General features: G+C 41.4%; 26 protein-coding genes. 10 read left to right on the plus strand and 16 right to left on the minus strand.

Annotated features, from left to right (window positions below; translation table 11 throughout):
* Window positions 1–4: 4 nt before the first annotated feature.
* The 9 genes from mlaD to dxs all read right to left on the minus strand — a co-directional run bounded on the left by mlaD (window position 5) and on the right by dxs (window position 8,462).
* Window positions 5–688 (minus strand): outer membrane lipid asymmetry maintenance protein MlaD, encoded by a 684-nt coding sequence (gene mlaD / locus I6L31_RS08285; protein ID WP_005001984.1) that lies wholly within the window; start codon window positions 686–688, stop codon window positions 5–7.
* A complete protein-coding gene (gene mlaE, locus I6L31_RS08290) occupies window positions 688–1,467 on the minus strand; it encodes a lipid asymmetry maintenance ABC transporter permease subunit MlaE (RefSeq protein WP_004985283.1) in 780 nt (259 codons plus the stop codon). The genes mlaD and mlaE overlap by 1 nt, the downstream gene beginning before the upstream one ends.
* Window positions 1,464–2,282 carry an ABC transporter ATP-binding protein gene (locus I6L31_RS08295; RefSeq protein ID WP_004985282.1) on the minus strand — a complete coding sequence of 273 codons (819 nt, stop codon included), beginning with the start codon at window positions 2,280–2,282 and terminating at the stop codon, window positions 1,464–1,466. The genes mlaE and I6L31_RS08295 overlap by 4 nt, the downstream gene beginning before the upstream one ends.
* An 89-nt stretch (window positions 2,283–2,371) precedes the next feature.
* On the minus strand, window positions 2,372–2,566 hold the full coding sequence (locus I6L31_RS08300; protein ID WP_004985281.1) for a hypothetical protein: 195 nt from the start codon (window positions 2,564–2,566) through the stop codon (window positions 2,372–2,374).
* Between the two features lie 115 nt (window positions 2,567–2,681).
* On the minus strand, window positions 2,682–4,607 hold the full coding sequence (locus I6L31_RS08305; RefSeq protein WP_004985280.1) for a DEAD/DEAH box helicase: 1,926 nt from the start codon (window positions 4,605–4,607) through the stop codon (window positions 2,682–2,684).
* A gap of 379 nt (window positions 4,608–4,986) precedes the next feature.
* Window positions 4,987–5,331 (minus strand): hypothetical protein, encoded by a 345-nt coding sequence (locus tag I6L31_RS18315; RefSeq protein WP_004985279.1) that lies wholly within the window; start codon window positions 5,329–5,331, stop codon window positions 4,987–4,989.
* Between the two features lie 5 nt (window positions 5,332–5,336).
* Window positions 5,337–5,525, minus strand: a complete 189-nt coding sequence (locus I6L31_RS18320) for a shikimate kinase (RefSeq protein ID WP_004985278.1) — start codon at window positions 5,523–5,525, stop codon at window positions 5,337–5,339.
* Window positions 5,526–5,599: 74 nt separating this feature from the next.
* Window positions 5,600–6,430, minus strand: coding sequence for an inositol monophosphatase family protein (locus tag I6L31_RS08315; RefSeq protein WP_004985277.1), 831 nt, complete (start codon window positions 6,428–6,430; stop codon window positions 5,600–5,602).
* Between the two features lie 118 nt (window positions 6,431–6,548).
* Window positions 6,549–8,462: a 1-deoxy-D-xylulose-5-phosphate synthase gene (gene dxs, locus I6L31_RS08320; RefSeq protein WP_004985276.1), complete on the minus strand. Its 1,914-nt coding sequence runs from the start codon at window positions 8,460–8,462 to the stop codon at window positions 6,549–6,551.
* A gap of 310 nt (window positions 8,463–8,772) precedes the next feature.
* On the opposite strand from dxs, the gene ribA reads away from it, so the two are divergent.
* The 3 genes from ribA to I6L31_RS08335 all read left to right on the plus strand — a co-directional run bounded on the left by ribA (window position 8,773) and on the right by I6L31_RS08335 (window position 10,842).
* The gene (gene ribA / locus I6L31_RS08325) at window positions 8,773–9,375 is read left to right on the plus strand and encodes a GTP cyclohydrolase II (protein ID WP_004985274.1); all 603 of its coding nucleotides are present in this window, start codon (window positions 8,773–8,775) and stop codon (window positions 9,373–9,375) included.
* A gap of 126 nt (window positions 9,376–9,501) precedes the next feature.
* The gene (hemF, locus tag I6L31_RS08330; protein ID WP_004985272.1) at window positions 9,502–10,440 is read left to right on the plus strand and encodes an oxygen-dependent coproporphyrinogen oxidase; all 939 of its coding nucleotides are present in this window, start codon (window positions 9,502–9,504) and stop codon (window positions 10,438–10,440) included.
* 195 nt (window positions 10,441–10,635) lie between these two features.
* Window positions 10,636–10,842 carry a hypothetical protein gene (locus tag I6L31_RS08335; protein WP_004985269.1) on the plus strand — a complete coding sequence of 69 codons (207 nt, stop codon included), beginning with the start codon at window positions 10,636–10,638 and terminating at the stop codon, window positions 10,840–10,842.
* Between the two features lie 169 nt (window positions 10,843–11,011).
* Here I6L31_RS08335 and I6L31_RS08340 read toward each other — a convergent pair whose 3' ends face one another.
* Window positions 11,012–12,454, minus strand: a complete 1,443-nt coding sequence (locus I6L31_RS08340) for an OmpA family protein (RefSeq protein WP_004985268.1) — start codon at window positions 12,452–12,454, stop codon at window positions 11,012–11,014.
* A gap of 250 nt (window positions 12,455–12,704) precedes the next feature.
* Between I6L31_RS08340 and aroE the strand changes: the two genes are divergently transcribed.
* Window positions 12,705–13,493, plus strand: a complete 789-nt coding sequence (gene aroE / locus I6L31_RS08345; RefSeq protein ID WP_004985264.1) for a shikimate dehydrogenase — start codon at window positions 12,705–12,707, stop codon at window positions 13,491–13,493.
* A 75-nt stretch (window positions 13,494–13,568) separates the two neighbouring features.
* Here aroE and I6L31_RS18500 read toward each other — a convergent pair whose 3' ends face one another.
* Together I6L31_RS18500 and I6L31_RS08350 are read right to left on the minus strand one after the other, a co-directional pair.
* A complete protein-coding gene (locus I6L31_RS18500) occupies window positions 13,569–13,724 on the minus strand; it encodes a hypothetical protein (protein WP_154647387.1) in 156 nt (51 codons plus the stop codon).
* Between the two features lie 37 nt (window positions 13,725–13,761).
* Window positions 13,762–15,873: a hypothetical protein gene (locus I6L31_RS08350; protein WP_004985261.1), complete on the minus strand. Its 2,112-nt coding sequence runs from the start codon at window positions 15,871–15,873 to the stop codon at window positions 13,762–13,764.
* Window positions 15,874–16,112: 239 nt separating this feature from the next.
* On the opposite strand from I6L31_RS08350, the gene I6L31_RS08355 reads away from it, so the two are divergent.
* Window positions 16,113–17,936 carry an acyl-CoA dehydrogenase C-terminal domain-containing protein gene (locus I6L31_RS08355; RefSeq protein ID WP_004985260.1) on the plus strand — a complete coding sequence of 608 codons (1,824 nt, stop codon included), beginning with the start codon at window positions 16,113–16,115 and terminating at the stop codon, window positions 17,934–17,936.
* 76 nt (window positions 17,937–18,012) lie between these two features.
* On the opposite strand, the gene I6L31_RS08360 is transcribed toward I6L31_RS08355, so the two are convergent.
* The gene (locus I6L31_RS08360; RefSeq protein WP_004985258.1) at window positions 18,013–18,648 is read right to left on the minus strand and encodes a hypothetical protein; all 636 of its coding nucleotides are present in this window, start codon (window positions 18,646–18,648) and stop codon (window positions 18,013–18,015) included.
* Window positions 18,649–18,990: 342 nt separating this feature from the next.
* Here I6L31_RS08360 and I6L31_RS08365 point away from each other — a divergent pair, with 342 nt between their 5' ends.
* Window positions 18,991–19,257, plus strand: coding sequence for a PspC domain-containing protein (locus I6L31_RS08365; RefSeq protein ID WP_004985253.1), 267 nt, complete (start codon window positions 18,991–18,993; stop codon window positions 19,255–19,257).
* 92 nt (window positions 19,258–19,349) lie between these two features.
* On the opposite strand, the gene I6L31_RS08370 is transcribed toward I6L31_RS08365, so the two are convergent.
* The 3 genes from I6L31_RS08370 to I6L31_RS08380 form a co-directional block, all read right to left on the minus strand.
* The gene (locus I6L31_RS08370; protein WP_005001976.1) at window positions 19,350–20,462 is read right to left on the minus strand and encodes an HPP family protein; all 1,113 of its coding nucleotides are present in this window, start codon (window positions 20,460–20,462) and stop codon (window positions 19,350–19,352) included.
* Between the two features lie 108 nt (window positions 20,463–20,570).
* On the minus strand, window positions 20,571–20,972 hold the full coding sequence (locus I6L31_RS08375) for a lysozyme inhibitor LprI family protein (RefSeq protein WP_004985251.1): 402 nt from the start codon (window positions 20,970–20,972) through the stop codon (window positions 20,571–20,573).
* A 12-nt stretch (window positions 20,973–20,984) separates the two neighbouring features.
* Complete coding sequence (locus I6L31_RS08380; protein WP_004985250.1) at window positions 20,985–21,947, minus strand: alpha/beta hydrolase family esterase; 963 nt, start codon at window positions 21,945–21,947, stop codon at window positions 20,985–20,987.
* A 177-nt stretch (window positions 21,948–22,124) separates the two neighbouring features.
* Here I6L31_RS08380 and glyQ point away from each other — a divergent pair, with 177 nt between their 5' ends.
* The 4 genes from glyQ (at window position 22,125) to I6L31_RS08400 (ending at window position 26,030) form a co-directional block, all read left to right on the plus strand.
* Complete coding sequence (gene glyQ, locus I6L31_RS08385; protein WP_004985249.1) at window positions 22,125–23,111, plus strand: glycine--tRNA ligase subunit alpha; 987 nt, start codon at window positions 22,125–22,127, stop codon at window positions 23,109–23,111.
* Window positions 23,111–25,180, plus strand: a complete 2,070-nt coding sequence (gene glyS, locus I6L31_RS08390) for a glycine--tRNA ligase subunit beta (RefSeq protein WP_005001973.1) — start codon at window positions 23,111–23,113, stop codon at window positions 25,178–25,180. The genes glyQ and glyS overlap by 1 nt, the downstream gene beginning before the upstream one ends.
* Before the next feature lie 161 nt (window positions 25,181–25,341).
* Window positions 25,342–25,581 carry a hypothetical protein gene (locus I6L31_RS08395; protein ID WP_004995177.1) on the plus strand — a complete coding sequence of 80 codons (240 nt, stop codon included), beginning with the start codon at window positions 25,342–25,344 and terminating at the stop codon, window positions 25,579–25,581.
* On the plus strand, window positions 25,578–26,030 hold the full coding sequence (locus I6L31_RS08400; protein WP_005001971.1) for a hypothetical protein: 453 nt from the start codon (window positions 25,578–25,580) through the stop codon (window positions 26,028–26,030). Before I6L31_RS08395 ends, I6L31_RS08400 begins: the two co-directional genes overlap by 4 nt.
* Window positions 26,031–26,091: the final 61 nt, after the last annotated feature.

The following is a 26,091-nucleotide window of genomic DNA, read 5'->3' on the forward strand; positions in this document are numbered from 1 at the left end:
AAAATTACTCAGTAAAAGAAGGTTCGGCACTATTGGATGCAGCCACCTGTGGCTGTGACGCCGAGTCTTCTGCCGAGCCACCCGATGATGATTTATTGGCACCACCAGTAATAAACTTACTAATCAGATCTTCAAGATCCATTGTACCTTGAGTATTGGTAATATTTTCACCACGTTTTAAATAGTTAAATCCACCACCTGGTACAATTTTAAGATACTTTTCACCTAATAAACCGTTGGTTGCTATCATTATATAAGCATCTTCATCGATATTAGTGATGGATTTCATGTTGGCAATCAGTTTCTGTTCCATTTCTTTTTGTTGCGCAGCATTGGCTTGCGTATAATCAGAACTGTAACGTAACTCATCCAAAGCATTTTGTTGAACTGCTTTGAGCTGTTCTGCATTGAATGAAGTCAATTTTCCATCCAGATCAAAATCAACAGTCGCTAAACGAGTTACAGGATCAAGCGTAATCGATTCAACCCGTCCGACAGTTACGCCACTCATGGTGACTTTAGCACGTGGTTTAAGACCATTCACATTATCAAAACGCGCCGTCATGTGATAACTGTCATTTAAATTGGTTCCAACCAGACCACTGACTTTCATCGCCAAAAAGAACAAGGCCACGCCAAAGATAATGACAAAAATCCCTACGGCCAGCTCACTAGTACGTGATTTCATTAAACACCTCCGAACATGACCGCAGTCAACACAAAGTCAAAACCTAAAACACACAGCGATGAATACACCACTGTACGAGTGGTTGATGTCGCAATACCTTCTGAAGTCGGTTCACAGGCATAGCCCTGATAAACCGCAATCCATGTACAAATCAGAGCAAATACAATACTTTTAATCACGGTTCCATTAAAAATGTCATGCATAAACTGAATCGAACTTTGCATGCCACTCCAAAATGAACCATCATCCGCGCCCAAAAAATCGACACCGACGACTTTACCGCCAAAAATACCAATCGCAGCAAATATAATTGAGAGCATCGGTAAACTCACAATCCCAGCCCATAATCTAGGCGAAACCACACGTTTTAATGGATCAACCCCAATCATTTCCATACTGGAAAGTTGCTCTGTGGCTTTCATCAGACCAATTTCAGCAGTTAGCGCAGAGCCTGCACGTCCTGCAAATAATAACGCTGCTACAACAGGTGCAAGCTCACGCAATAAGGTCAGTGCAATTGCGGTGCCTAGCATGGCCTCACTACCAAAAGTCACCAAAATGTTATACATCTGCAAGCCAAGAACAGCCCCAATAAATAACCCAGATACAGCGATGATGAGTAAGGACATGACCCCAACACGGTACATTTGGTAGATAAATCGACCAAAACCACCCGCAGACGGCAAAGAAAAGATAATTTGTAGCAACATAACCGTTGCGTCACCAATTCCACGTACCCGCTCAATCACGAGTCGACCTAACCAGGCAATCGCATTCATGGATGTACCTCGTTACTTAAATATGCTTGATGGCTAAATTGATATTCAACGGGTCCTTCGGCAGAGCCTGTCAAAAACTGTTTTACAAAAGGTGAAGCTGAAGCCTGTAATTGTTCAGGGGTCCCCTCTCCCTGAATTTTACCTTCGGCAATCACATAAATATAATCTGAAATTTCAAGTGTTTCAGCAACATCATGAGACACAATTATCGTGGTTAGATCTAATGCTTCACGGAGTGAACGGATCAATCGCGTCAATACTCCTTTTACAATCGGATCCTGACCCGCAAAAGGTTCATCATACATGATCAAATCTGGATCAAGGGCAATGGCTCGTGCTAGAGCCACACGACGATTCATCCCGCCTGACAGCTCTGTTGGCATCAGGTGTTCTGCACCGCGCAAACCGACGGATTCTAATTTAAGTCCGACCAATTCAGCGATTAAATGTTCTGGTAAATGGGTATGCGCACGAATGGGGAATGCCACGTTTTCATAGACAGACATATCAGTAAAGAGTGCGCCACTTTGAAACAGCATACCCATACGTGCCCGTGCGGCAAATAACTCTTGACGAGACATGCTGGCAATATCCTTACCATCAAGCAGAACCTCACCACGATCTGGAGTTAATTGTCCCCCAATTAATCGTAATAGTGTTGTTTTTCCTGTGCCTGATGGCCCCATGATGCCTGTAATTTGTCCACGTCGAATGGTTAAATCAACATTGTCATAGATGACGCGCTCCCCTCGATTAAAACTCAGATTTTTCACTTCAATCAGTGGCTGAGCTGTCGAAAGTATCGAATTATTCATAGCAGTATATGTTCCTGCATATTTTAAGCTCGCATAATATAGCACTGAACGTTTATGAAATTCTTGTTATTTAACAATGAAACGACCAATTACTTGATGAGCTGAATACTGTTATTTTGATGATCTTGCATTGCAAGTGCTTGTGGTGAAATGTCATGATGAACGTAGATACTATAAGAAAAATATAAAGCATTCCCAATTACTAGCGCTGCGCCAAGTTTGCGCAAATTGAAATGACGTAATCGGGACAAGAATTTTACATTAAGATCCTTTTTTTCTTTCATTTTTACAATAAAAACCTGACACAGTTCTCATATTATATATTTTTTGATAGTTTTATTACAAGAAAAAGCCGATGCATAAAAGCATCGGCTTTAAAATAACTTCAGAAATTAAATCTTAACGATCATTTTTACGTGAACGGTCACGACCAAAGTTTTCTTCGTTTACACCACGGCGCGGACGGTCATCACCGAAACGTTTTGGACGGTCTTCACCACCAAAAGTACGTTTAGGACGATCTTCACCACCAAAACTACGCTTCGGACGATCATCACCAAATGAACGTTGTGGACGGTCACCAAAACCACCTTCGCGACGTGCTGGACGATCACCAAAATCACGTTTTGGACGATCACCGAAACCACCCTCACGACGTGGTTTGTAATCTACGCGATTACCACGGTTGTCATCATTTGATTCGAAACGCGGTTTATCATTAAAACCACCTTCACGACGTGGACGGTCAGAATTGAATTCGCGACGCGGACGATCTTCACCACCGAAGCTACGTTTTGGACGGTCTTCAAAACCACCTTCACGACGTGGACGGTCAGAATTGAACTCGCGACGCGGACGATCTTCACCACCGAAGCTACGTTTTGGACGATCTTCAAAACCGCCTTCACGACGTGGACGGTCAGAATTGAACTCGCGACGCGGACGATCTTCACCGCCGAATGCAGGACGTTCACCACGTGGTTTATCATCGAAACTACGACGCGGACGATCATCACGACCACCTTCACGACGTTTAAAGTTGCTTTCGCCTTCAAAACGACGACCGCCACCAAAACCACCGCGACCGCCTTCACGACGACCACCACCGTTACCACCGCGACCACGACCACCGCCATCACGACCTGAACGCGCAGGAGGTGGAGATGGCTCTAAGCCTTCGATTTCAGAAACGCTCAAACGCGCTTCTAAATAATCTTCAAGGGCACGAATTTTACCGCGCTCACGATAAGTTGCTAAAGTAATCGCCTGACCTGTACGACCTGCACGACCTGTACGACCGATACGATGCACATAATCTTCGTGTTTCATTGGCAAGCCAAAGTTAATCACGTGAGAAATAGTCGGTACGTCTAAACCACGCGCAGCAACGTCAGTCGCAACCAAGATTTTAGCTTTACCTTCACGAATGCTACGCAAACGGCGGTTACGCACGGTTTGTGGCATTGCACCATGAAGTGCAACCACTGAATGACCTGCTTCAGCAAGTTCTTCAGCCAGCATATCTGTGTCTTCTTGTGTGCTTGCAAACACCACAGCCTGATCTAGATTTTCATCACTTAACCAGTGAGTCAGCAATTTTTTCTTATGCTCAAAACCATCAGTCCAGTGTAAAGTCTGGGTAATGTCAGTATTAGTTGAATGACCTGTCTCAATCGCAATACGCATTGGATCTTGCATCATGCATTCAGCAAGACGGATGATACGATCAGCAAATGTTGCAGAGAACATCAATGTTTGTTTACGGTTTGCAGCTAATTCGCTAATCGCTTCCAAATCTTCAGAGAAACCAAGATCAAGCATACGATCCGCTTCATCGACAATTAAAGCATCTACTTTGTCTAATTTAATTTGACGACGATTGACCAAATCCAACAAACGGCCTGGAGTAGCAACCACTACTTGCGCGCCTTTTAATTGTTGAATTTGTTTTGCAAATGGCATACCACCCATAATCGCAGCGATACGAACACCTTTCATATGACGTACAAATGCAATCGCATCTTGACTGACTTGTTGAGCCAATTCACGTGTTGGTGAAATCACTAAAATATTCGGTTGAGTTACTGCTTTCATGCGTTCTTTAAACGGAACAAAAGTGTCCTGACCAGCAAGCGCATGTAATGTTGGTAATAAAAATGCTGCTGTTTTACCAGAACCAGTTTGGCTTGATACTAAAAGGTCTTTACCTTCAATAGCAGCTGGAATCGCTTGTTCTTGCACAGGGGTTGGTGAAGTGAAACCAAGGTCCTGTAGTGCTTGTTGTAAAGATTCGTGTAGAGAGAAATCGGCAAAAGTTTTGCTCATAGAGAGTTTCACCCTGATGGGTGCTCCATTTTAATAAATACAAATATGGACATCGACAAAAGGCGGCACGGCATCTTAGGCTGAATAGTTTATATTCAACAGCAATCCGAATAACGACGATGTAGACTATACGCACGCATGATTACGGCCGGAACCTGAAGAATCGCTGAGCGATTTGGGCGCAATGAATGGTCCTCTCTATGGACGGCGTGCGCATACAATGAATAGAACAGAATGTTCAGGTAATGAACGGAAATTTAAGTGCGTGGCGAGAGTATAACAGAAAGTTTTTAAAAGTCACCTTTTTTAATAGGTTTTTACATAAAATCAAACAAGTTGACTCACTCTCTGCAATAAATAATTGCATAAAAAATATAAACTATTGATTCAAATTGTTTTTAATATTATTTACCACTTGTAATGGCTGTACATCTGTAAGCATGATTTGACAGGGTAATTGAGAATAAATATGAAATCTCTGTATTATTTTATCGCGTTCTTTCTCTGCTGAGGCTTTTAAATAGGGTCGATTCATTTGTCTTTTGACAATTTCCTGCACACAAATTTCAAAACTTAACGAAGGAAGCAATACAAAAGTTAAAGAATGTTCAAGTATTTGCTTTTTGAGCTCTAAATAATTTAAATGAATGTCTTCTGGATAAATCATAAAACCAGAAGAGCAGACCACAATTACATTACTTCCTTTTTGATGAACCTTATGCATTATGGTTAAGTAACACTCAATATTTTTTGTGCATAATATGCATAACCAAATTGGTCAATATATGTGGAAATATCGCCCACAGTTTGCATAAAGTATAAGTCCAGATCAAAACAATCCCAGCCAAGTTGTGATGCTAACAACTGTGCAGTTGTTGTTTTTCCCGCTCCACCTGGACCAATCAAATAAATCATCATGACTTTATCTATTTCTCTTATTATAAAAAAAGCCCTCAAATTTTCATGAGAGCTTTTTAATGCATCGATTCAGCTTACTTCGCCATTTCGCCCCATGCAGGTACAACCGTTTGCATCAATGGCTTTAACATTTTTAATGAAGATGCCAGAACCTGACCATTTTCCATTGAATCATTGCCACCACGGGCATCGACCACAACACCGCCTGCTTCTTTGACAATCAATTCACCCGCAGCAATATCCCACGGTTTTAGACCTACTTCAAAGAAGCCATCAAAACGACCCGCAGCAACATAAGCCAAATCTAACGCAGCAGAACCTGCACGACGAATATGCGCTCCCGCTTGAGTCACTGCTAGCAATGAAGCAAAATGTTGCTCGGCATAAGATACCACTTCGCCATTACGCATCGCACGATAAGGATGACCCACTGCTAAGAAAGCATTTTCTAGATTGTCACGGACATTGACACGGATACGACGCTGATTCATGACAGCACCGCGACCACGACTCGCTGAAAATAATTCATCGCGAACTGGATCGTAAATCACACCATGTTGGGTAATGCCTTTATGTTGCACAGCAATAGATATACAAAAATGTGGAAAACCGTTGATAAAGTTTTGTGTGCCATCTAATGGGTCAATTACCCAACACCAATCGGCATCATGACCTTTGCCTTCTTGTAGGCCAAACTCTTCACCTAGAAAGCTGTGGTTCTTATAACTTTTACGTAAAGTATCAATGGTCAGTTGTTCTAAATAACGGTCAACACGTGTTACTGGACCTTCAATGCCTTTTTCTTCAACTTGTAGATCGAGCTTATGACGATTTTGATGTGCTTTTAAAAGCTCTTGACCAACTAATTGAGCTGCACGCGCAGCCATGACCACCATAGGTTCCATTGAACACCCACTACAAGTTTGAAGATTTTGACAAAGAATAATGCATGAAAGCGCGCAGATTCTATCAAATTAGCGCGCTTTTGGGTAAAAAATGTTAGGATTTTTTTAACTGAAGAATTTAAGCTGTCTGTACAAGCTTTAACCACACTTTTTCTATGGCTTTCTGGATACCTTCCGCATCTAGCCCACAGTTCTGTAACATCTGTGCATGTGTGGCTTGAGCCAGAAAACTGTCAGCTAAGCCTAAGTTCAGTATTGGTTTCAAGATTTGTGCTTTGGCCAAAAACTCATTTACGGCACTGCCTGCACCAGCCATAACCGCATGCTCTTCAACTGTCACAAATAAACTGGTTTTTTCTGCGAAATCACGAATGATTTGTTCATCCAACGGCTTCACAAAACGCATATTGATGACACGTACCCCAATATCATGCATTTTGCTGAGTTGAATAGCCGCTTCAATAGCTGCCGTCACACGACTACCAAAGGCTAGAATGCTAATTTGTTCATCATATTCGGCGTGGTATTCCGCTACAATTTCAGCTTTGCCTATTTCGAGCGCGGTCAATGTTTGTTGAATTTCAACGCCAACTCCATTACCACGTGGGTAACGTACTGCGGCAGGTCCATGATGTAAATACGCGGTATGCAACATTTGACGACATTCATTTTCATCTTTAGGTGCCATGATCACCATGTTTGGCACAGTACGCATATAGGCATAATCATAGGCACCAGCATGCGTTGGACCATCTTCACCCACTAAACCCGCACGATCAATACCAAAAGTCACATCCAGATTCTGTAAAGCCACATCGTGAATCAGTTGATCATAACCGCGTTGCAAAAAGGTTGAGTAAATTGCCACAACAGGTTTTAAGCCTTCACACGCCATGCCCGCAGCCAAGGTGACTGCATGTTGCTCAGCGATCGCTACATCAAAGAAACGTTCAGGATATTGCTTGGCAAATTTCACCATGCCTGACCCCTCACACATCGCGGGGGTAATCGCTAAAAGTCGATCATCCTGCTCCGCTTGATCACATAACCATTGCCCAAAGACATCAGAATATTTTGGAGGTAATTTTTTTGCTGGCGCAGTCGCGACTGGTGCAATTTTGGTAATGGCGTGATAGGTGATCGGATCAGCTTCGGCAGGCTTAAATCCTTTGCCTTTTTTAGTATAGACATGAACCAGACGAGGTCCTTTACGTTTTTTCAGCGCATTGAAAACATTGACCAGTTGTTCGACATCATGGCCATCAAAAGGGCCAAAATAATCAAAACCAATGGCTTTAAATAAGTTATCTGCGGCATCAGTAGCAGACTGATGTAACCGTGAATTATATGTCCATTGTGGATGGGGCTGTACATAAGCCTCACCCTCGTCATTGATATTGACTGAATGACCATGTTCCCAAATGGCTGCCAAATGTTTGGCAAAGCCACCTGTGCTACAGGAGATGGACATATCGTTGTCATTTAAAACCACAATTAGATCTGCATCATGTGCCACAGCATCATTCATGGCTTCAAAAGCCATACCTGCGGTCATGGCGCCATCACCCACAATACACACCACTTCGCATGGATTTTGCTGATAACGGCGCGCAAGTGACATACCCAGTCCTGCCGAAATTGCAGTCGAAGAATGCCCAACACCAAAAGTATCAAATACAGATTCTTCACGCGCAGGGAATGCAGCCAGACCATGTTGAGCACGAATCGTGGTCAATTGTTCACGACGCCCCGTCAATGCTTTGTGCGGATAAGCCTGATGACCCACATCCCAGATCAAACGATCATGCGGGGTATTAAAACTATAATGAAGCGCAACAGTTAGCTCAATTACACCTAAATTTGCGCCAAAGTGCCCGCCACTTTGTCCTGCCGCATATAAAATAAACTGACGCAACTCATCAGCCACTTGAGTCAATTGGCCTTGCTCGAGCTGACGTAATTGTTGTGGATGATCAACTTCATCTAACAATGGCGTAACAGGGCGTTGAGTTGGTATTTCGGTATACAACATATGTGGCAAAGCCTTTTTAAGCCTGGCAAATCCTAAGCTGGGTAAATGGGATTCGATATGATGAATGACATCATAATCTTATCGAATTTAAAGTCACCTTCAATCAGCCACATTTCTAACAAGGTCGCATGGAAATTTTCCCTGCGGCGTGGTTGGCTAGATTATCCAGAATAATCTTACTGTTTATCAACTATTATCGTGTGCATTATACAAAAAAGAAATTATTATGCATAAATTCAGCAGTTCAATTCTACCAATATATGACCAGTACGCTATACTTTAGCCGTTTTCCTGATGAGATATGTAATTAGTGGCTATCGAATTTGTCGCAACGTCAAAACTCCCGACCAAGTTTGGTGACTTCAATATTTCGGTGTTTCAAGATCCTGAAACGGGTGAAGAGCATGTCGCATTATCCAAAGGTTTAGAAAGTGCGCCGAATGAACCTGTGCTGGTGCGTATTCATTCTGAGTGTCTCACGGGCGATGCTTTTGCCTCACTCAAATGTGATTGCGGCCCGCAGTTGCAGGCGACACAACAGCTCATTAATGATACGGGTAAAGGCGTTATTTTATATTTGCGTCAGGAAGGCCGTGGTATTGGATTGACCAATAAAATCCGTGCTTATGCTTTACAGGATCAGGGACACGACACAGTCGATGCCAATCTTTTATTGAATCTTCCTGCGGATGCACGTCACTATGATATGTGTACCATTATGCTGGATCATTTGCAGGTCAAAGCAGTTAAATTAATCACCAATAATCCTCTCAAATTAAAAGCTTTGACTGATTTGGGGATCAATGTAGTTGAGCGTGTTCCACTCACGGTTGGACGTAATCCTTTTAATGAGCATTACTTGAAAACTAAACGTGAACGTATGGATCATTTATATAAAAAAGATGATTTCTAATTTCACGTTATTCTCGCATTTACATTTCAAGGGATTTTATTCATTGACTGAATAAAATCCTTTTTTACTTATTCTCACGCTTTCTTTATGCTTCATCTAAAGAAAATAAGATCATTTGAGGTCCTCATGCAGCATCCAACTTCGGCTGATATTCTACGAGTACGTGAATTTTTACTCGACCTACAGGCACGGATTTGTGCTGCATTAGAACAACAAGAACAACGCGGCGGCGGTTCTGCACAGTTTATGATTGATGACTGGCAACGTGCAGAAGGTGGCGGCGGACGCTCTCGTGTTTTGCAAGACGGAGAAGTGATCGAAAAAGGCGGCGTGATGTTTTCACATATTGATATTCGCCAACTCCCCGCTTCTGCGACACAACGTCATCCCAATATCGCAGGTGCTAAAGCGCAAGCATTAGGCGTGTCATTGGTGATTCATCCTAAAAACCCCAATATTCCCACTTCTCATGCCAATGTCCGTTTATTCGTGGCTGAACCTGAAGGTCAGGAACCTATCTGGTGGTTTGGTGGTGGTTTTGATTTAACGCCGTTTTACCCAGACAATCAAGATATCAAACATTGGCATCAAACTGCTTTTGATTTGTGTCAGCCTTTTGGCGAACATGTTTATGCTGAACATAAAAAATGGTGTGATGATTATTTTTATTTGAAACATCGTGATGAACAACGTGGGATCGGTGGTTTATTTTTTGATGACTTAAATCAGTGGGATTTTGACACTTGTTTTGACTATATCAAAGCCGTTGGCAATGGTTATCTCGACGCCATTCTTCCAATTTTTGAGAAACATCGTGAACAGCCTTATACCGAAGCACAGCGAGAATTTCAGTTATATCGACGTGGCCGCTATGTTGAATACAATCTAGTGTATGACCGTGGTACGTTATTTGGTCTACAAACAGGCGGACGAATTGAATCAATTCTAGTCAGTCTTCCTAATCTTGCCGCTTGGTCTTATCGTCCAGAATGGGATGAACACTCCATTGAGAAGCAACTCACTGATTATTATCTAAAACCTCATGATTGGTTAGCAGAACTGTAATATTCACTTGCAAATGAGAGTATTTATTATTAAATCGTCTCTTGAATGTTTGCTGTGATGCGTTATGCTGCTAGTACATGAAAGTTCATGTCATTACATGATTGAAAAAAGCCCCCACACAGTAAAGCAGCAACTGTTTGTCATCTTGATTTCATATTGTTTTGATCTAATTTAAAAAAATGAAAGGGTCATATTATGTCTAACATTTTAGAAAAGCATCGTATGCTGGTTTTATATGCCTTGATTGCTACTGTAGTGATTTCTTCTGGTATTACCATCGAATATGAAAATGTTTATTCAGATAGTATTTCGATTTCTGTGACTGTGCTTGCTGGTATAGGTTTATTTTTGGCTGCTGTGATTTTCTTCATTGAAGAAATTGAATCCATTTGTAATCCATAATATTCCGATACGATCAAAACTTCGATATATCCCCCCTGCAAAATTCCACACATCTTGTTGTTTGTAAATCATAGTCTCCAAATACCCTAAATTTAAAGCATCCACAAAAATAAAAGCCGCCTGATTCAGACGACTTTTACCTATGTTTAAATTTTAAATATTATTTAAATCAAGAACCTGCCAACTTAAACTCAATCCGGCGATTACGGAACTTACCTTGTTCAGTTTCGTTATCTGCCACTGGATGTTCAGAACCATAACCTACTGCTTTTAAGCTTGAACTACTTACGCCTTTTCCAGTTAAATAATCCACAACTGCTTGCGCACGTTTTTGTGAAAGGGCTTTATTGGTCTCAGCATTCCCCGTTGAATCGGTATAGCCTTCCACATTTAATGCAAGATTTGGAACTTTTTGCAACAGTCCAGCAGCCTGATCCAACACGGCTTTATTGGCATCTGGAATAGTTGCAGAACCGCTAGCAAAATTAATAATCTGCATATTTAAGGCACGTACAATTTGCTCTGGACTTGAGGATTCATTTAATCCTGTTAAAGCTTGAGTACTCGCATCAATACTGTTATTTACAGACTGCTCAACATTTAAAGGAGCTGCTGAAACGACATTTAATTCAGGCGCCAATGCTTTAATTTTTTCAATCAGACCTTTTAGAGCATTTGCATCTGGTGCATTCACAGTTAACTGATCACCCACCCACTCAATGCTTGCATTCGGAACTTCTTTCACCAGATTTAAAATGGCATCCAGTTTCTCCTGCGCTGGTAATTGTGTGGCATAGGCTGAATCTGTGGCAATATTACAATTTACACCTGTACCAAAGACTTTGGCTATTCCAGTCTGTAGAAGAGACGCAAGACCACTGTCTCCCACATTGGACTGACAACCTAAAACCTGATTTCCTGTTCCAGAAGTCAAACTTAGGGATGCAGGAGACGTAGCAGCCACTGTTGGCGCGACTTCAGAACTTGCTGTAGGCTCTGCGACACTGTTCGGTGCAGGTGTCTGTTTTTGGCAAGAACGCCAGAACAATAAAAGTAATAAGGCAAGTATAATTAAAGCTAGCCACGGCAGGAACTTTTTAAAGCCGCCTCCCGATGAATCTGCGGGTGGTGTTTTGAATGACTGACTCGCCGATGCCGTATGAAATAAGCTGCCCAACCCCAAACCTGATAAAATAGGTGCTGACCATGCTGGCAGCTGACTGGTTATTTGAGGTAGATAAGAACCGATGTAAGAAACAATATTTTCCTCACCCACCTCCTCTTTCAATGCTCTGGCACTGAGAGGAATCGCGTGATTGAAAAGAGATTCGATCGTTGCGGGCTGTAAACTATGATGTTTTGAAAATGCATCCAGAATTTCATTTAAAACGCCTTGATGATTTCCCAACAACTCCTGTAGCGGTGCCTGACTGCCATGTAATATGCTATTTAATCGGTCAGGAAATTTATGAAATAACGCCAGCATAATCGGGTAAAACTGTTTAAGTAATGAGGCCTTTTTATCGATATCGATTTCTAGTTGACTATGGTCGACCACCAACGGTGTCACTCTCTCCGCCAGAAGCTCTAGCGGGTTGAAGTTTGATGTCATTATTGTTCTCCATTTTTGTTGTGTCACAACTTAAATTATTAAGCGATATTATTTATAAGAAGAAATATCCAATAGCGTTTACATTTTGATCAGATCAAAAAAATTAGGCAATTACTCGCAACATAAACACATCATAAAGCTACAAATGCACGCACAAAGGCCATCTAACAATCTCGCAGAAACCTCATTTATTTTGCGGTCATTTTTAGCGTATAGTGATTCCATTTTTTGATAGTGATGGAGCTTCGCAATGACAGGACAATTTGCGGTAATTGGCAATCCGATTGAGCAATCACGTTCTCCAGAGTTACATTATGCTTTTGCTGAAAAATTAGGGATTGAATTGAGTTATCAAAAGCGTCTGGCACCTTTGGATGGTTTTGAAAAAAGTGTCACTGAGTTCTTTGCACAGGGCGGTTCAGGAATGAATGTGACTGTACCTTTTAAAGAACAAGCCTATGCAATGTGTGACGTCCTTACAGAGCGCGCGCAGATTGCCAAAGCAGTCAATACTTTGTGGAAAAAAGACGGGCAGTTATTTGGCGACAATACTGATGGACAAGGTCTGGTCGATGCCATTTTAGCGTTAAATTGGTCACTCAAAAATACTCGTATTTTAATTTTGGGTGCGGGTGGCGCAACGCGAGGCGTGATTTATCCCTTGGTTAAAGCAGGCGCAAAACAGATCACTATTGCCAACCGCACACTCACCCGTGCAGAACAATTAATCAGTGATCTTGAATCTTCTGTTCCAGAGGCTCAACTGAATATGATGCAGCTTTCTAAGCTCTCAGGTGAATATGATTTGGTTATCAATGCAACATCTGCCAGTCTCAGTGGCGAGGCATTAGTGTTACCGTCAAAGCTTAAATTTGATCATGCTTATGAAATGGCTTATGGCAAACCATCCACCTTTATTGACCAAGCCAAAGCTCGTGGTGTGCCAACGGCTGAAGGTTTTGGTATGCTCGTTGGTCAGGCTGTAGAAGCTTTTGCCATTTGGCATGGTGTTAAACCAGCAATCAAAGAATTCCTGTAAATACATGATTAAATCAACATATAAATAAGCTACGTCCATCTTGGAACGTAGCTTGCTATTTCAAAAATATGGTTCTTATTCAGTCAACATCTGACGATAGAGCTGTTCGAATAATTGATAATCAATATATTCCAAATGCTGTTGAGTCAATCCCTGTAAAGATTGTTCAGTCAGTTTATGTTGATGCGCATCTACAAAGACCTGCCCTAAGATTTTAGAGGTCTGAATCAACAGTGGGCGCGTTGATAAATCAACACCCTCCTGTTTTTCAAAAAGGGCCTGATACTGAACTGCAAACAGTTGTTGCGGTTTTTTTATAGCTTTTCTTGAGTTGCTGCCACTGCTGCCGTTCTCCTGACTGCATCATTGTCTGAGTTACAATCTCATCCACCATAGCACCCAGCTCTTGATCAAATTGCTCATCCGCCTCTAAATGATGCTTTTGCTGTAAAGCCTGAATTTGTTTGAGTGCCTGTCCTCGCGGGTTATAAATATCTTCATCGGAAAACCAATACGCATAAACCCGCGCAATATCTTTTAAATCTTGCGCAGAAAAATGTTTCACATATTCAGGCTCATTTGCACTCAAATGAGCAATAAAAATGGCGTTAAATGTTTTTTCATAAGAATGCGTTTGCTCATAAACCTGCGCCGCCAATTGCTGAAGCTGTTCATCCCATGACCATGAAGCATTTGTAGTGGTATCTATTTCATTCTCTAATGACCGGGTTAGACCACCCACGACTTTTTCAAGAAAAGAACCCTTACTCACTTCACTCAGTGATTTTGCCTGTTTAAGCTGTTGACGAGAAATGGGCGTTCCTTTTCCATAATTACTGACCTGCATCTCCATATTAAAATGCATACGTCGATTGGTTTGAGGCAATAAAAGACTCAGGTCATAATCAGCACTGACCAAACGCCCTTGTGCATCTAAGCCCACATTCATCGTCAAAGGTGTGCGCGCTTTGACAGCGGGCAAAGTTTGATCAATTTCAGAATGATGTTTAAGCCAAAGTGCTTTAAATGCTTGATCATCAATGAATTGATTTTGATCATAAGCTGCAAACGTGCTTTCTAATTTCTTTTGTTGAATCTGCTGATCGTTGTTACTGATTTGAGCGGTGCCGAACAGATCGATTCCATAATATTCTTGACAATAATGGATATCACCGTAGAACATCGATTTTTGAGATCTTTGCAAATCGGTACATTGCGCTTCAGTTAAAAGCATCGAATCCTGACTTTGGCTAAGGTCATGATCTTCAGCATCAGGTAATAACACATCAGTATTTGCTTGAATTTCATCCTCCGTTTGATCGGACTGCTCAGCAAGATCGGACTCTGTAACCCCTAATTTTTCAGTCACCATCGCGTACAGTTTTCGACTGGCATCATGCGCCTCAAGCTCAGGAGACTGATTTGCAGAAGTTTCGGAAGCTTTTGTTGCCAATGCCGCTGCTTTGTTATCTGCCCATTGCTCAAATGAGTTTTCTTTAAAGCCTAATACTGACTGAGTTAAATATTGTGCATTGACTTTATTATAAAGATCAGTTTGCAACATCACTTCTTCTAAGGTACTGTTTATACTTATTTTTCTAACAATTCCTGCTGATCTATCCTGATCACTTAACGGCAAGGTCTGGAACTGTTCAGGTTGAGCCAATACATAAGACACCGCACCTGAAGCTTTGAGATATTCCACCAATTTTTTCAAATCAACTTGTTTAAAAATATTTTGATATTTGGAGAAATCGATATAAGCAAGATTGCTCTGATTTTCGCGATTAACCAAATACGGCATAAATGCAAAATAGTTGGTATAAAATTTATAATCTTTAAAATCCAAAATCATTGGCAATTTCGCCTGTACCAATAATGTTGGCTTTTCATAACGTGCGGTTAAATTGAACGATCCCATTCGTTCACGATAATGTACCGACCCATCGTAACTAAACTGCACATCGTTGAGGATATTGATCCCAATATCCATCATTTTATCTAAATTACCCAAAGACCCCTGATTATTTGCACGTAGGCTTTGTTGCGCAATTGCACCATATAACTGTTGTTTTTGTTGTGCAGAGAGGCGAACTCCTTGTTCAAGCAAAGAGCGATCAATCTTTTGTTGTAGCTTTTGATCAAGTTTTTGCTCAGATGCAGCATTCTTTACGGTATTGTTTTGCGGCTTTGGCTGAATGTTGACTTTAAATTGACCAGAATAATCATAACTTGGGGTTTCATAGATTGCATTTAAACCAGAAATGATACGCTCACGATCGGTTTGATTCACCGAATTGGTTTTAATGACATGTTGAGTGCACCCCGAAAGACTTAAACCAAGTACACAATATGTTAAATATTTTAAACGCACTTTCACGCTTTACACCTTTAATATAGTTATAGTTACTAGCCTAATATGATTATTTTTAAATCAGAACCATACACTCGGACTTTATCAGAAAATCATCAAAAAGCCTTTGTCCAAATCTACAAAATTCGCTTTTCTGACATTTTTTTCATAACCGAGTATCAATGTATTTTTAAAGATGAGTAGGAATAATCCCTAGCATCGATACAGATAATCCAGAACTATTTCTAAATTTAGGATTAAAGACTATGCCAGCGTATAAAGCCCCGCTCCGTGACATTCGCTTCTTAATGAATGAAGTATTTGATTATGCTTCTCACTATAAAACGTTATCTAACGGTGAAAATGCCGATGCAGATACAGTAGATATGATTTTAGAAGGCGCAGCCGACTACTGTGAAAATGTACTTTCGCCGCTTAATCAAAGTGGTGATGAAGAAGGTTGTCATTTTGACAATGGTGAAGTGAAAACACCAAAAGGCTTTAAAGAAGCTTACGACCAGTTCGTACAAGGCGGCTGGCAAGGTCTGTCTTATCCAGAAGAATTTGGTGGTCAAGGCTTACCAATGTCATTGAACCTGATCAAATCTGAAATGATGGGAACGGCGAACTGGTCATTTACCATGTATCCAGGTCTGAGCATGGGCTGTATGAATACCATCATGCAATTTGGTACAGATGAACAAAAAGCGACTTACATGCCAAAGCTGGTTGAAGGGACTTGGTCTGGCACCATGTGTTTAACTGAACCACAATGTGGTACAGATTTGGGACAAGTTAAAGCTAAAGCAGAACCACAGGCAGACGGCACATACAAAATCTCTGGCACTAAAATCTTTATTTCTGCGGGTGAGCATGACTTAACAGATAATATCATTCATATCGTATTGGCTCGTCTTCCAGATGCACCTGCGGGTACACGTGGTATTTCATTGTTCATCGTGCCTAAATTCCTCCCTACTGCGGATGGCGGTGTAGGTGAGCGTAACGGTGTTGTTTGTGGATCAATTGAACACAAAATGGGAATTAAAGCTTCTGCAACGGCAGTGCTTAATTTTGACGGTGCAACAGGTTACCTGATTGGTGAAGTGAATAAAGGTCTGCATGCGATGTTTACCTTTATGAATACAGCCCGTATTGGAACAGCGGTTCAGGGTATCGCGCATGCTGAATTGTCTTTCCAAGGTGCGTTACCATATGCCAAAGATCGTATGTCGATGCGTGCCCTTTCTGGTAAAAAAGATCCAGATAAAGTCGCTGATGCAATTATTCATCATGCCGATGTCCGTCGTATGTTGCTGACTCAAAAAGCCATCGCGGAAGGTGGTCGTTCAATGATTTATCATGCAGCACAACTTGCAGATAAAATGACCGACGCATTAATTACAGGTGACCAAGCTAAATTTGAAGACTATGACGACAAACTGGGCTTCTTTACCCCGATTCTAAAAGGTTTCTTGACTGAGCTTGGTTTGGAAGCTGCGAATCATGGTATGCAAGTATACGGTGGTCACGGTTATATTCGCGAATGGGGCATGGAGCAAATTGCTCGTGATGCACGTATCTCAACACTTTATGAAGGTACTACTGGTGTCCAAGCACTCGATTTGATTGGTCGTAAAGTACTGTTATCGTCTAAAGGTAAAGTCGTTCGTGACTATACTGCTGAAATTTTAAAATTCTGTGGCCGTCATGCACGTAACAAATACTTGCGTCGCTTTGCATGGGATCTCACCAAAATCTGTGCGCAATGGAATACTTTAACTGTCCGCATCATGCTCGCTGCACGTAAAGACCGTGACATCGTTTCATCTGCTTCAGTAGATTATTTAATGTTCTCAGGTTATGCCATGATGGCTTATTTCTGGGCACAACAAGCCGTGATTGCATCTGAGAAACTAGAAGCAGGTGACGGTAAAGAAACACCTGAATTCTATAAAGCCAAAATTAAAGTTGCAGATTTCTACTTTGATCGTTTGTTGCCACGTGCACAAGGTCATGCTGAATCAATGGTTACACCATCTCGTGCATTAACATCATTAGCACCAGAGCATTTTAGTTTTGACTACTAAGTCTCGTTAAAACTCCAGTGATCAAAAAGGATGCCTTTGAGGCATCCTTTTTTTTACTTTTACTTTCTATTTCCATCTAATCAGTAAGCTTAGTCAGGATACGGCTTTTCTGAGGTAAAACGAAATTCTCACCCAAATTTCTACGGTTTTCGCCATTATTTGTATTTTTAATTTTATCCAGATCGGTTTTTATACGTTCAGAGTCGATAATTTTAAAATAAAGGTTTCCTCCACCAAAAACACTGACACTAATTTCTTTCTGAGCACTATCGATTGTCCACGCATCTGGCTGAGATATTTTAGTGTTTTGTCTTTCATCGATCACGATCCGCCCTGTACTAATTCTTTGGCGGTAAGCCGTTCCATCCTGCAATAAGCTGATCACATAATCAATCTGTCCTTCAGGCTCTTTGCAAAGCGCAACTGGATCAGAACAAGGAATGTGTACATGATAACGTCCAGTATATTTCAATGCCTCTGGAGACAATGACGTAGACTTTTTCTGATTCGGCGGTGTTTCAACTGGCAATGTTGCCTGACCAGCGACATCCACCAATTTACTGCCCTGATCTTCGTCATCATGAGCGGAATCTTCTGCAACGGATGACGCTGCCATAGGATCGCTTGATGCAATATCAGGCTGAGCATGATGTTGATCACATGCTGATAATCCGAGACTGAATAACAACACCAATAGCAACCGTGTTTGCATCAACGTAAACCTTACCGAAGCGTTTTTTGAATAAGACATAGATGAGTATCTTTAGCGTTTTCCTCTATTTTCAGGGAAATAACGCCATATCATAAATTTAAGATCATGATTATGTTCTGGATCTCACACTGAGAGATTGATCTTATTTAAAAAATTCAAATTCTGCGTGAAATTGGTGCAAGTTTATCTATTTCAGCTTTTAGTCAGTGATTTTGCTTACATAAAATAACGATTTTTTAGCTTATATACCTTTAAAGCGTTGAGATCTTCCCCATTTTATAAATTACATACCCAAAACATAAATTGGAGATGTATTTATTTTTATCTGAGGAGATATTCTGAATGGCCAATACTGGTTTATATCGTTCTAACCGACAACATTTGATCGCCGGTGTCATGGGCGGTATTGCTGAACGTTTTGGTTGGAATGCAAATTTATTACGGCTTATTTTCGTCATCATTTCGGTCATGAGTGCTGCTTTCCCTGGCATATTGGTGTATCTGATTTTATGGTTGGTTATGCCCAAACAAACTGAACGTCTGCCATATCAGCAAAGCTATCAGCAGCCCATTCGAACAGTACATGAAGAACAACGGATGAGACGTTAAACCCAACATCATTTGACCTTGTTATTCTGGTCGCTACGATTGTGATCCCCCTAAAATGCAATCGTAGCTTTTTTTTGGCTAAAAATGCTCAATCAACCTGATGATGCTTGAATATGCACTAACTGCTGTTGTAATGCGGCAATCATATCGGCACGGCTAATAATTCCAATCAATTTTTGATCCTGAACCACAGGAATATAGTTAAACGATTTTTCCACAAAATAAGGCACCAAATCCTGAATAGGTTGTAACGGCATCACCGTTACCACTTTGCGATTCATAATTTGTTTGACCAGATGCTCCCATGAAGCTCTCGGATCTGCCGCGCGTTTAAACCATTCCACCACATCATATAAAGCCAATGTCCCCACAATATGATTATCCTTGTGAATAACAGGTAAGCTCATGAGATTATTGTATTTAAATTTATCTAGTGCTTTATGAATATCATCATTTTCATCGAGTGTAATAAGGTCTTTACTCATAATATCCTGACATCGATAGACATTGACTTGGCGTTGGTGGGCTAGCTCCTGCGCTTCCAAGATGATTTTTTCCAGATCGTATTGGCTAATATCGAGCAACTCTGTGTGTTCATGCAGTGCACGTTGAATATCTTGTGGCTGAATACTGACCTTTTGTGTCGGTGTCGGGTCTTTAGAACGTGAATTAAGATGTTTTGGATAAGGATAATGTCGGCCAATCAATCGATTAAAACACAAGGCAAATGCCAGCAATAATACTGAATTCAGTAACACTGGGTATATCACAAAGTTAAAACCTAAACGGTGAACAGCCTCTCCGCCTAACACCGCGGTGATTGCAACTGCGCCACTGGGAGGATGCAATGAGTCGCTAGTCATCATCAGAAAAATAGTGAGACCTACTGCCAAGCTAAATGCGCTCGTTAAATCTGGAATCCACGTGGAACACGCGACTCCCACAGTAGCAGCAATAGTATTCCCGATCAGCATATTCCACGGCTGCGCCAAAGGACTTGATGGGACAGCAAATAACAAAACAGAGGATGCCCCCATCGGCGCGATATACCATGGATTTATGTCACCCAAGACATACCAGCTAATGAGTGAAGAAATGGCTAAACCACATAATGCGCCGATGCTACAAAAAAGTCGTTCTTTTAAAGGAAGAATCTTGAAATTTGGTTTTAAGGCTGAAAGCCAATCTTGCTGTATATCTCTCACCGCTCACCTAGGTTTTGATCTTGCCTGAGTTACAAAAGTATAAGCGGATTTTTCTTAAAAATGTATTTGTATTATATCTTAAGAGAATCAGAAAATTTGCTCATCATTTTAATTGATGTATTCCTGTAGTTGTTCTACCCGATGTTGATATTCAAGCATTGGACAAAATCCATACATTGGAGAACCTATATAATCCCCTGCATTTTGACATTCCTGATCGACATATTGTTTCCAAAGCTGCTGTGACTTCATAATCTTGTTATATCGCTCAGGACTTCCAGTTGTTTTGATCTGATCTAGCAATTGTACAATCTGCTTTTCATAAAGACCTCTGGCGTATCCACTACAGACGTCTACCACTGCGTTATTAATACTCGGAAAATGCTGCTTCTGTATCGTTTCTTCCACGCATTGGCTATATAAATCTGACTCAACAGGATTCTGCGCATTTGCAGTTTCTACCAAGAAAATTAGGCTCAGTAAAAATAAGCTATTTTTGAGCTTGGTCATCTCTCCCTCCTTTTAACGTGCATGCTGTTTGAAAAAATTCCAAACCACTTGCGTCGCATCAAATCCTTCATCTGCCTGATCAGCAGTTGGCCAGACATGTTGCCCCTGATCAATATCATAAAGTACGACATCAGCTTTGCAGTTTAGATTTTTTTCAATCCTAAAATGTGCTGTTTGCTCTATAAAGCCTTTTGTTTGACATTGATTGACCGTCTTCCAGTAATTCATCGCATAAGCAACCGATTGAAACGGTTGTTGCTGTGCTTTAGCAACAAATCGAGTTGGGCTTATTCCTCCCTGAAAAGGCACCACCGAATCTTTTTCACCATGAATCATTAAAATAGGCACTGCATCTTTTGCTATTGCTTCATCTCCAAATAATGCACCTGACACGATCGCGACAGCAGCCAGTTGTCGCCCCATGTGGATGGCTAATTGATGCGTCAACATTCCTCCATTTGAAAAACCCACTACATAAATTCGATGCGGATCAAGCAGTGCATGCTGCGATGCATCTTTTAGAACCACCTGAATAAATTTAATATCATTTACCTGCTTCTGCACGGCTTGACCACAACAACCGTATGCATTCCATGTTCCCATTTTGCTATTTGCACCTATGCCTTGTGGCGTAATTAAAATAAAGTTTTGTTGTTGTGCAATGGCTTGCCAGCGTTTCAGCATTTGATTGGCATTGCCTCCTCCGCCATGTAATGCAATCACCACTGGGCGAGCAGATTGCCTTGCAGAAGATGGGATATATAATTGATAGCTGCGCTGCATAGCATCAACTTGAAGATATTGTGATGATAGCGAATTGTTCTCAGTTGTTCTTTGTTCAAATTTTTGCTTTATTTTTTGTGCAAGTGGCCGCTCTGCCAACCATGCCGCTTGAGCTGAAAGGGTATGCATGATCAGGGCAAAGACACCGAATATCGCGCACCATCGTTTAGATATTTTTCTGAAGTCGGCCATGTCGATTAACCTTTGTGTTTATTTTTAGCTCTAATCTACGCCTAAATTCAGCAGAAAAGATGAAGTTTAATCTCCGCTATTTTTTATTCGCAAGAACTCGACAGAACCTTTGCCACTCCCCTTTAAAATCCTTATACTTGAACGCAATTTTTCTTTGATTTTATTAGTGGATGCACCATGAGTCGCGCCATATCGCATATTGATACCTTTCAGGGCTTAATTCTTGCCCTACAAAACTATTGGGCCGAACAAGGCTGCGTCGTTCTACAACCCTACGACATGGAAATGGGTGCAGGTACATTCCATACCGCGACCTTCTTACGTGCACTTGGCCCTGAAACATGGAATGCCGCTTATGTGCAACCTTCGCGTCGTCCGAAAGATGGACGCTATGGTGAGAACCCAAACCGCTTACAACATTATTATCAATTTCAAGTGGTACTTAAGCCAAACCCAGACAATATCCAACAGCTTTACCTAGACTCCCTCAAGGCGATTGGGATTGACACTCTGACTCACGATATTCGTTTTGTCGAAGATAACTGGGAATCTCCAACACTCGGCGCATGGGGCTTAGGTTGGGAAGTCTGGCTCAATGGTATGGAAGTCACTCAGTTTACTTACTTCCAGCAAGTCGGCGGTGTTGAGTGTTACCCAGTCACAGGTGAAATTACCTATGGTTTAGAACGTCTGGCGATGTACCTACAAGGGGTTGATTCGGTTTATGACTTGGTCTGGACTAAAGGTCAATTTGGAACCGTGACCTATGGCGATGTGTTCCACCAAAATGAAGTGGAACAATCGACCTATAACTTTGAATATGCCCCTGTCGAGAAATTATTTGAATTATTTGATTTTTATGAATCAGAAGCAGTTCGTTTAATTGAGGCAAAACTGTCTTTACCTGCCTATGAACAAGTGGTTAAAGCATCGCATACCTTCAACTTATTGGATGCGCGTGGCGCAATTTCAGTCACCGAGCGTCAACGTTATATTTTGCGTGTAAGAACTTTAGCTCGCGCCATTGCGCAAAGTTATGTTCAGGCGCGTGCCGAACTTGGCTTTCCAATGGCAGAGCCACATTTACGTGATGAAGTTTTAGCCCAACTCAAAGCACAAGCAGAAAGTGATGCAGCCAAAGCGCAAAAAGCGGAGAACAAATAATGAGTCAACATACGGTCTTATTTGAACTTGGCTGCGAAGAGCTGCCACCAAAAAGTTTAAAAACATTACGTGATGCGCTACAAGCAGAAACCATCAAAGGTTTAACCGATGCGGGCTTAAACTTTGCAACAGTGGAAGCCTATGCTGCACCACGTCGCTTGGCTTTAAAAATTGTGGATGTTGATGGCGCTCAGGCGGATACACAAAAACGCTTTGATGGCCCTGCGCTTCAGGCTGCTTATGATAGCGAAGGCAAACCGACCAAAGCCCTTGAAGGCTTTATGCGTGGTCAAGGGATTGAGGCGGATCAAGTATCGACCTTTCAGGCTGGTAAAGTTGAGAAAGTCTGCTACTACAAAGACATCAAAGGCCAAAGCCTTGATGAATTATTACCAAATATTCTACAAACGGCGTTAGACAATTTACCGATTGCTAAACGCATGCGTTCTGCTGCAAGTCGTACCGAATTTGTCCGTCCAGTAAAATGGGTCGTATTACTTAAAGATGATCAAGTCATTCCAGCCACGATTCAGGATCATTCAGCCAGCAATGTTACCTATGGTCATCGTTTCCATGCGCCTGAAGCGATCACTTTGGATCATGTCAATGATTATTTGACTGCACTTGAAAGTGCCTATGTGGTGGCTGATTTTTCAAAACGTCAAACCACCATTCAGCAGCAAGTGAAACAATTGGCAGATGAAGTCAATGCCACTGCCATTGTGCCTGACGACTTACTCGATGAAGTCACTGCATTGGTGGAATGGCCAGTTGCACTACGTGCAAGTTTTGAAGAACGCTTTCTTGCTGTACCACAAGAAGCCTTAATTACCACCATGCAGGATAATCAGAAATATTTCTGTCTGGTCAATAGTGAAGGCAAGCTGCAACCCTACTTCATTACCATTTCCAATATTGAATCGAAAGATCCAACTCAAATTATTGAAGGAAATGAGAAAGTTGTACGTCCACGTTTGAGCGATGCAGAATTCTTTTTCTTGCAAGATCAAAAACAACCGCTTGCCAGCCGTAAAGACAAATTGGCCAATATGGTGTTTCAGGCAGAACTTGGGACACTCTGGGATAAATCTTTACGTATTGCCAAATTGGCAAGCCAGATCGCGATATTAACTCATGGTGATCGTGCTGCCGCAGAGCAAGCAGGTCTTTTGGCAAAATGCGATTTGACCTCTGAACTGGTCGGTGAATTCCCTGAATTACAAGGTACTGCGGGAACCTATTATGCACGTTTGGAAGGTTTACCAAGCGAAGTTGCAGATGCGATTGCAGAGCAGTATTTACCACGTTTTTCAGGTGATGTTTTACCACAAACTCAAACGGGTACGGCGCTTGCACTGGCAGATCGTTTAGATACCTTGGTCGGTATTTTTGGCATTGGTCAAGCCCCGACAGGTTCTAAAGATCCGTTCAGCTTACGCCGTGCTGCGATTGGTGTATTGCGTCTATTGATTGAAAAAGAGTTAGATTTGCCATTGGTAGAACTGACCAAAATTGCTTCTGAAAACTATCATGGCAAGTTACGTGAGCCTGTCAAAGCGCAACATGAAGCGCTGAACTTTATTGAGGCGCGTTACCGTGCCATGTATGAAGATCAGGGCGTTGCCATTGATGTGATTCAATCGGTTCAGGCGTTATCTCCAAAATCTCCACTGGATTTTGATCATCGCGTTAAAGCTGTGAATCATTTTAAAAATTTGCCAGAAGCACAGGCATTGGCTGCTGCCAATAAACGTGTGGCCAACATTTTGGCTAAAGAAGGTCAGATTGTCGGTGATGTGGATACCTCGCTGTTAGTTGAAGATGCTGAATACGCGTTATTTAATGCACTGCAAACGGTGACTCCAATAGTACAACCTTTGCTTGAAGCACATAACTATACCGATGCCTTGTCTCAATTGGCGTCGTTACGTGAGCCGATTGATGCATTCTTTGACAACGTGATGGTGATGGCAGAAGATCCAAAACTCAAAGCCAATCGCTTGCGTTTACTGGCGCAGTTGCGTGGTTTATTTAATGCGATTGCAGATGTGAGTATGTTGCAGGGTTAATAATTCTTGTTTTTTAATATAAACCTCGCTATAAATTAGCGGGGTTTTTTCATAGATTAAAAACTTATGGTTATATTTATTAAGTAATCTCGATTTATCAACGAAGCGTGTTGACATAAGACAACAATCTAATAAAATATTCAAAAGGTCTTTTCTTCATAATGAGTAAGCATCCTAATAAACATATTGAAGAAGCCATTCAATATGCTATGGAAAATGGTTGGTATGTAGTCGAGTCAGGGAAATCCGCTCACTCATTTTGTAGATTGAAATGTGTTTATGGACATTCAGAACATCAAATGAGTATTTGGAGTACACCTAAAAGTCCAGAGAACCATGCGAAGCAAATCAGACGTAAAGCTGATCAATGTAAAGGTAATGATGAGAGGATTAAAGAATGACTATTTACCATTTTACGGTCATAGTACGAGATGCTTTTGATAGTTTAGATAATCTTGAAGATCAATTCTTTGAGGCTGGCTGTGATGACGCGCTGTTATGCAGTTATAACGATACAATCTATTTAGAGTTTGATCGTGAAGCTACAAATGCACAGACGGCAATTACATCTGCTTTAGCAGACATTCGAAAGCTTGGCTTTAATGACCTGATTGTTGAAGAACATGGTTTCGCCACATTAGCTGAAATGGCTGAACGTGCAAACCTAACACGCCAAGCTCTATCACTATATGCCTTAGGTAAACGAGGTAAAGGCCAATTCCCAAGACCAATGTACGGAGTTACTACACCGAAGTCTGCATTATACTCTTGGCCTGAAGTAGCAACTTGGTTACATCAACAAGGTACATTGAATGATGCAACATTCGAAGTAGCAACAACAAGAATTTAAAATAATAATAAAGCAATGCACACTCTAGGAAAAGCTAGAGTTTGAGCCTGTAAATTATTTT

This window comes from Acinetobacter septicus (genome assembly GCF_019355975.1).
In the GTDB taxonomy this organism is placed as follows: domain Bacteria; phylum Pseudomonadota; class Gammaproteobacteria; order Pseudomonadales; family Moraxellaceae; genus Acinetobacter; species Acinetobacter ursingii.

Excerpts from the sequence above, each read along its gene's own strand:
- I6L31_RS08355 (WP_004985260.1), top strand. The coding sequence starts at position 16,113 with ATGCCAGCGTATAAAGCCCCGCTCCGTGACATTCGCTTCTTAATGAAT.
- I6L31_RS08365 (WP_004985253.1), top strand. The coding sequence starts at position 18,991 with ATGGCCAATACTGGTTTATATCGTTCTAACCGACAACATTTGATCGCC.
- aroE (WP_004985264.1), top strand. The coding sequence starts at position 12,705 with ATGACAGGACAATTTGCGGTAATTGGCAATCCGATTGAGCAATCACGT.
- glyQ (WP_004985249.1), top strand. The coding sequence starts at position 22,125 with ATGAGTCGCGCCATATCGCATATTGATACCTTTCAGGGCTTAATTCTT.
- I6L31_RS08315 (WP_004985277.1), bottom strand. The coding sequence starts at position 6,430 with ATGGAACCTATGGTGGTCATGGCTGCGCGTGCAGCTCAATTAGTTGGT.
- I6L31_RS08305 (WP_004985280.1), bottom strand. The coding sequence starts at position 4,607 with ATGAGCAAAACTTTTGCCGATTTCTCTCTACACGAATCTTTACAACAA.
- I6L31_RS08400 (WP_005001971.1), top strand. The coding sequence starts at position 25,578 with ATGACTATTTACCATTTTACGGTCATAGTACGAGATGCTTTTGATAGT.
- mlaE (WP_004985283.1), bottom strand. The coding sequence starts at position 1,467 with ATGAATGCGATTGCCTGGTTAGGTCGACTCGTGATTGAGCGGGTACGT.
- I6L31_RS08295 (WP_004985282.1), bottom strand. The coding sequence starts at position 2,282 with ATGAATAATTCGATACTTTCGACAGCTCAGCCACTGATTGAAGTGAAA.
- I6L31_RS18315 (WP_004985279.1), bottom strand. The coding sequence starts at position 5,331 with ATGCATAAGGTTCATCAAAAAGGAAGTAATGTAATTGTGGTCTGCTCT.
- dxs (WP_004985276.1), bottom strand. The coding sequence starts at position 8,462 with ATGTTGTATACCGAAATACCAACTCAACGCCCTGTTACGCCATTGTTA.
- mlaD (WP_005001984.1), bottom strand. The coding sequence starts at position 688 with ATGAAATCACGTACTAGTGAGCTGGCCGTAGGGATTTTTGTCATTATC.
- I6L31_RS08360 (WP_004985258.1), bottom strand. The coding sequence starts at position 18,648 with ATGCAAACACGGTTGCTATTGGTGTTGTTATTCAGTCTCGGATTATCA.
- hemF (WP_004985272.1), top strand. The coding sequence starts at position 9,502 with ATGCAGCATCCAACTTCGGCTGATATTCTACGAGTACGTGAATTTTTA.
- glyS (WP_005001973.1), top strand. The coding sequence starts at position 23,111 with ATGAGTCAACATACGGTCTTATTTGAACTTGGCTGCGAAGAGCTGCCA.
- I6L31_RS08340 (WP_004985268.1), bottom strand. The coding sequence starts at position 12,454 with ATGACATCAAACTTCAACCCGCTAGAGCTTCTGGCGGAGAGAGTGACA.
- I6L31_RS18320 (WP_004985278.1), bottom strand. The coding sequence starts at position 5,525 with ATGATGATTTATTTGATTGGTCCAGGTGGAGCGGGAAAAACAACAACT.
- I6L31_RS08395 (WP_004995177.1), top strand. The coding sequence starts at position 25,342 with ATGAGTAAGCATCCTAATAAACATATTGAAGAAGCCATTCAATATGCT.
- I6L31_RS08380 (WP_004985250.1), bottom strand. The coding sequence starts at position 21,947 with ATGGCCGACTTCAGAAAAATATCTAAACGATGGTGCGCGATATTCGGT.
- I6L31_RS08375 (WP_004985251.1), bottom strand. The coding sequence starts at position 20,972 with ATGACCAAGCTCAAAAATAGCTTATTTTTACTGAGCCTAATTTTCTTG.
- I6L31_RS08300 (WP_004985281.1), bottom strand. The coding sequence starts at position 2,566 with ATGAAAGAAAAAAAGGATCTTAATGTAAAATTCTTGTCCCGATTACGT.
- I6L31_RS08335 (WP_004985269.1), top strand. The coding sequence starts at position 10,636 with ATGTCTAACATTTTAGAAAAGCATCGTATGCTGGTTTTATATGCCTTG.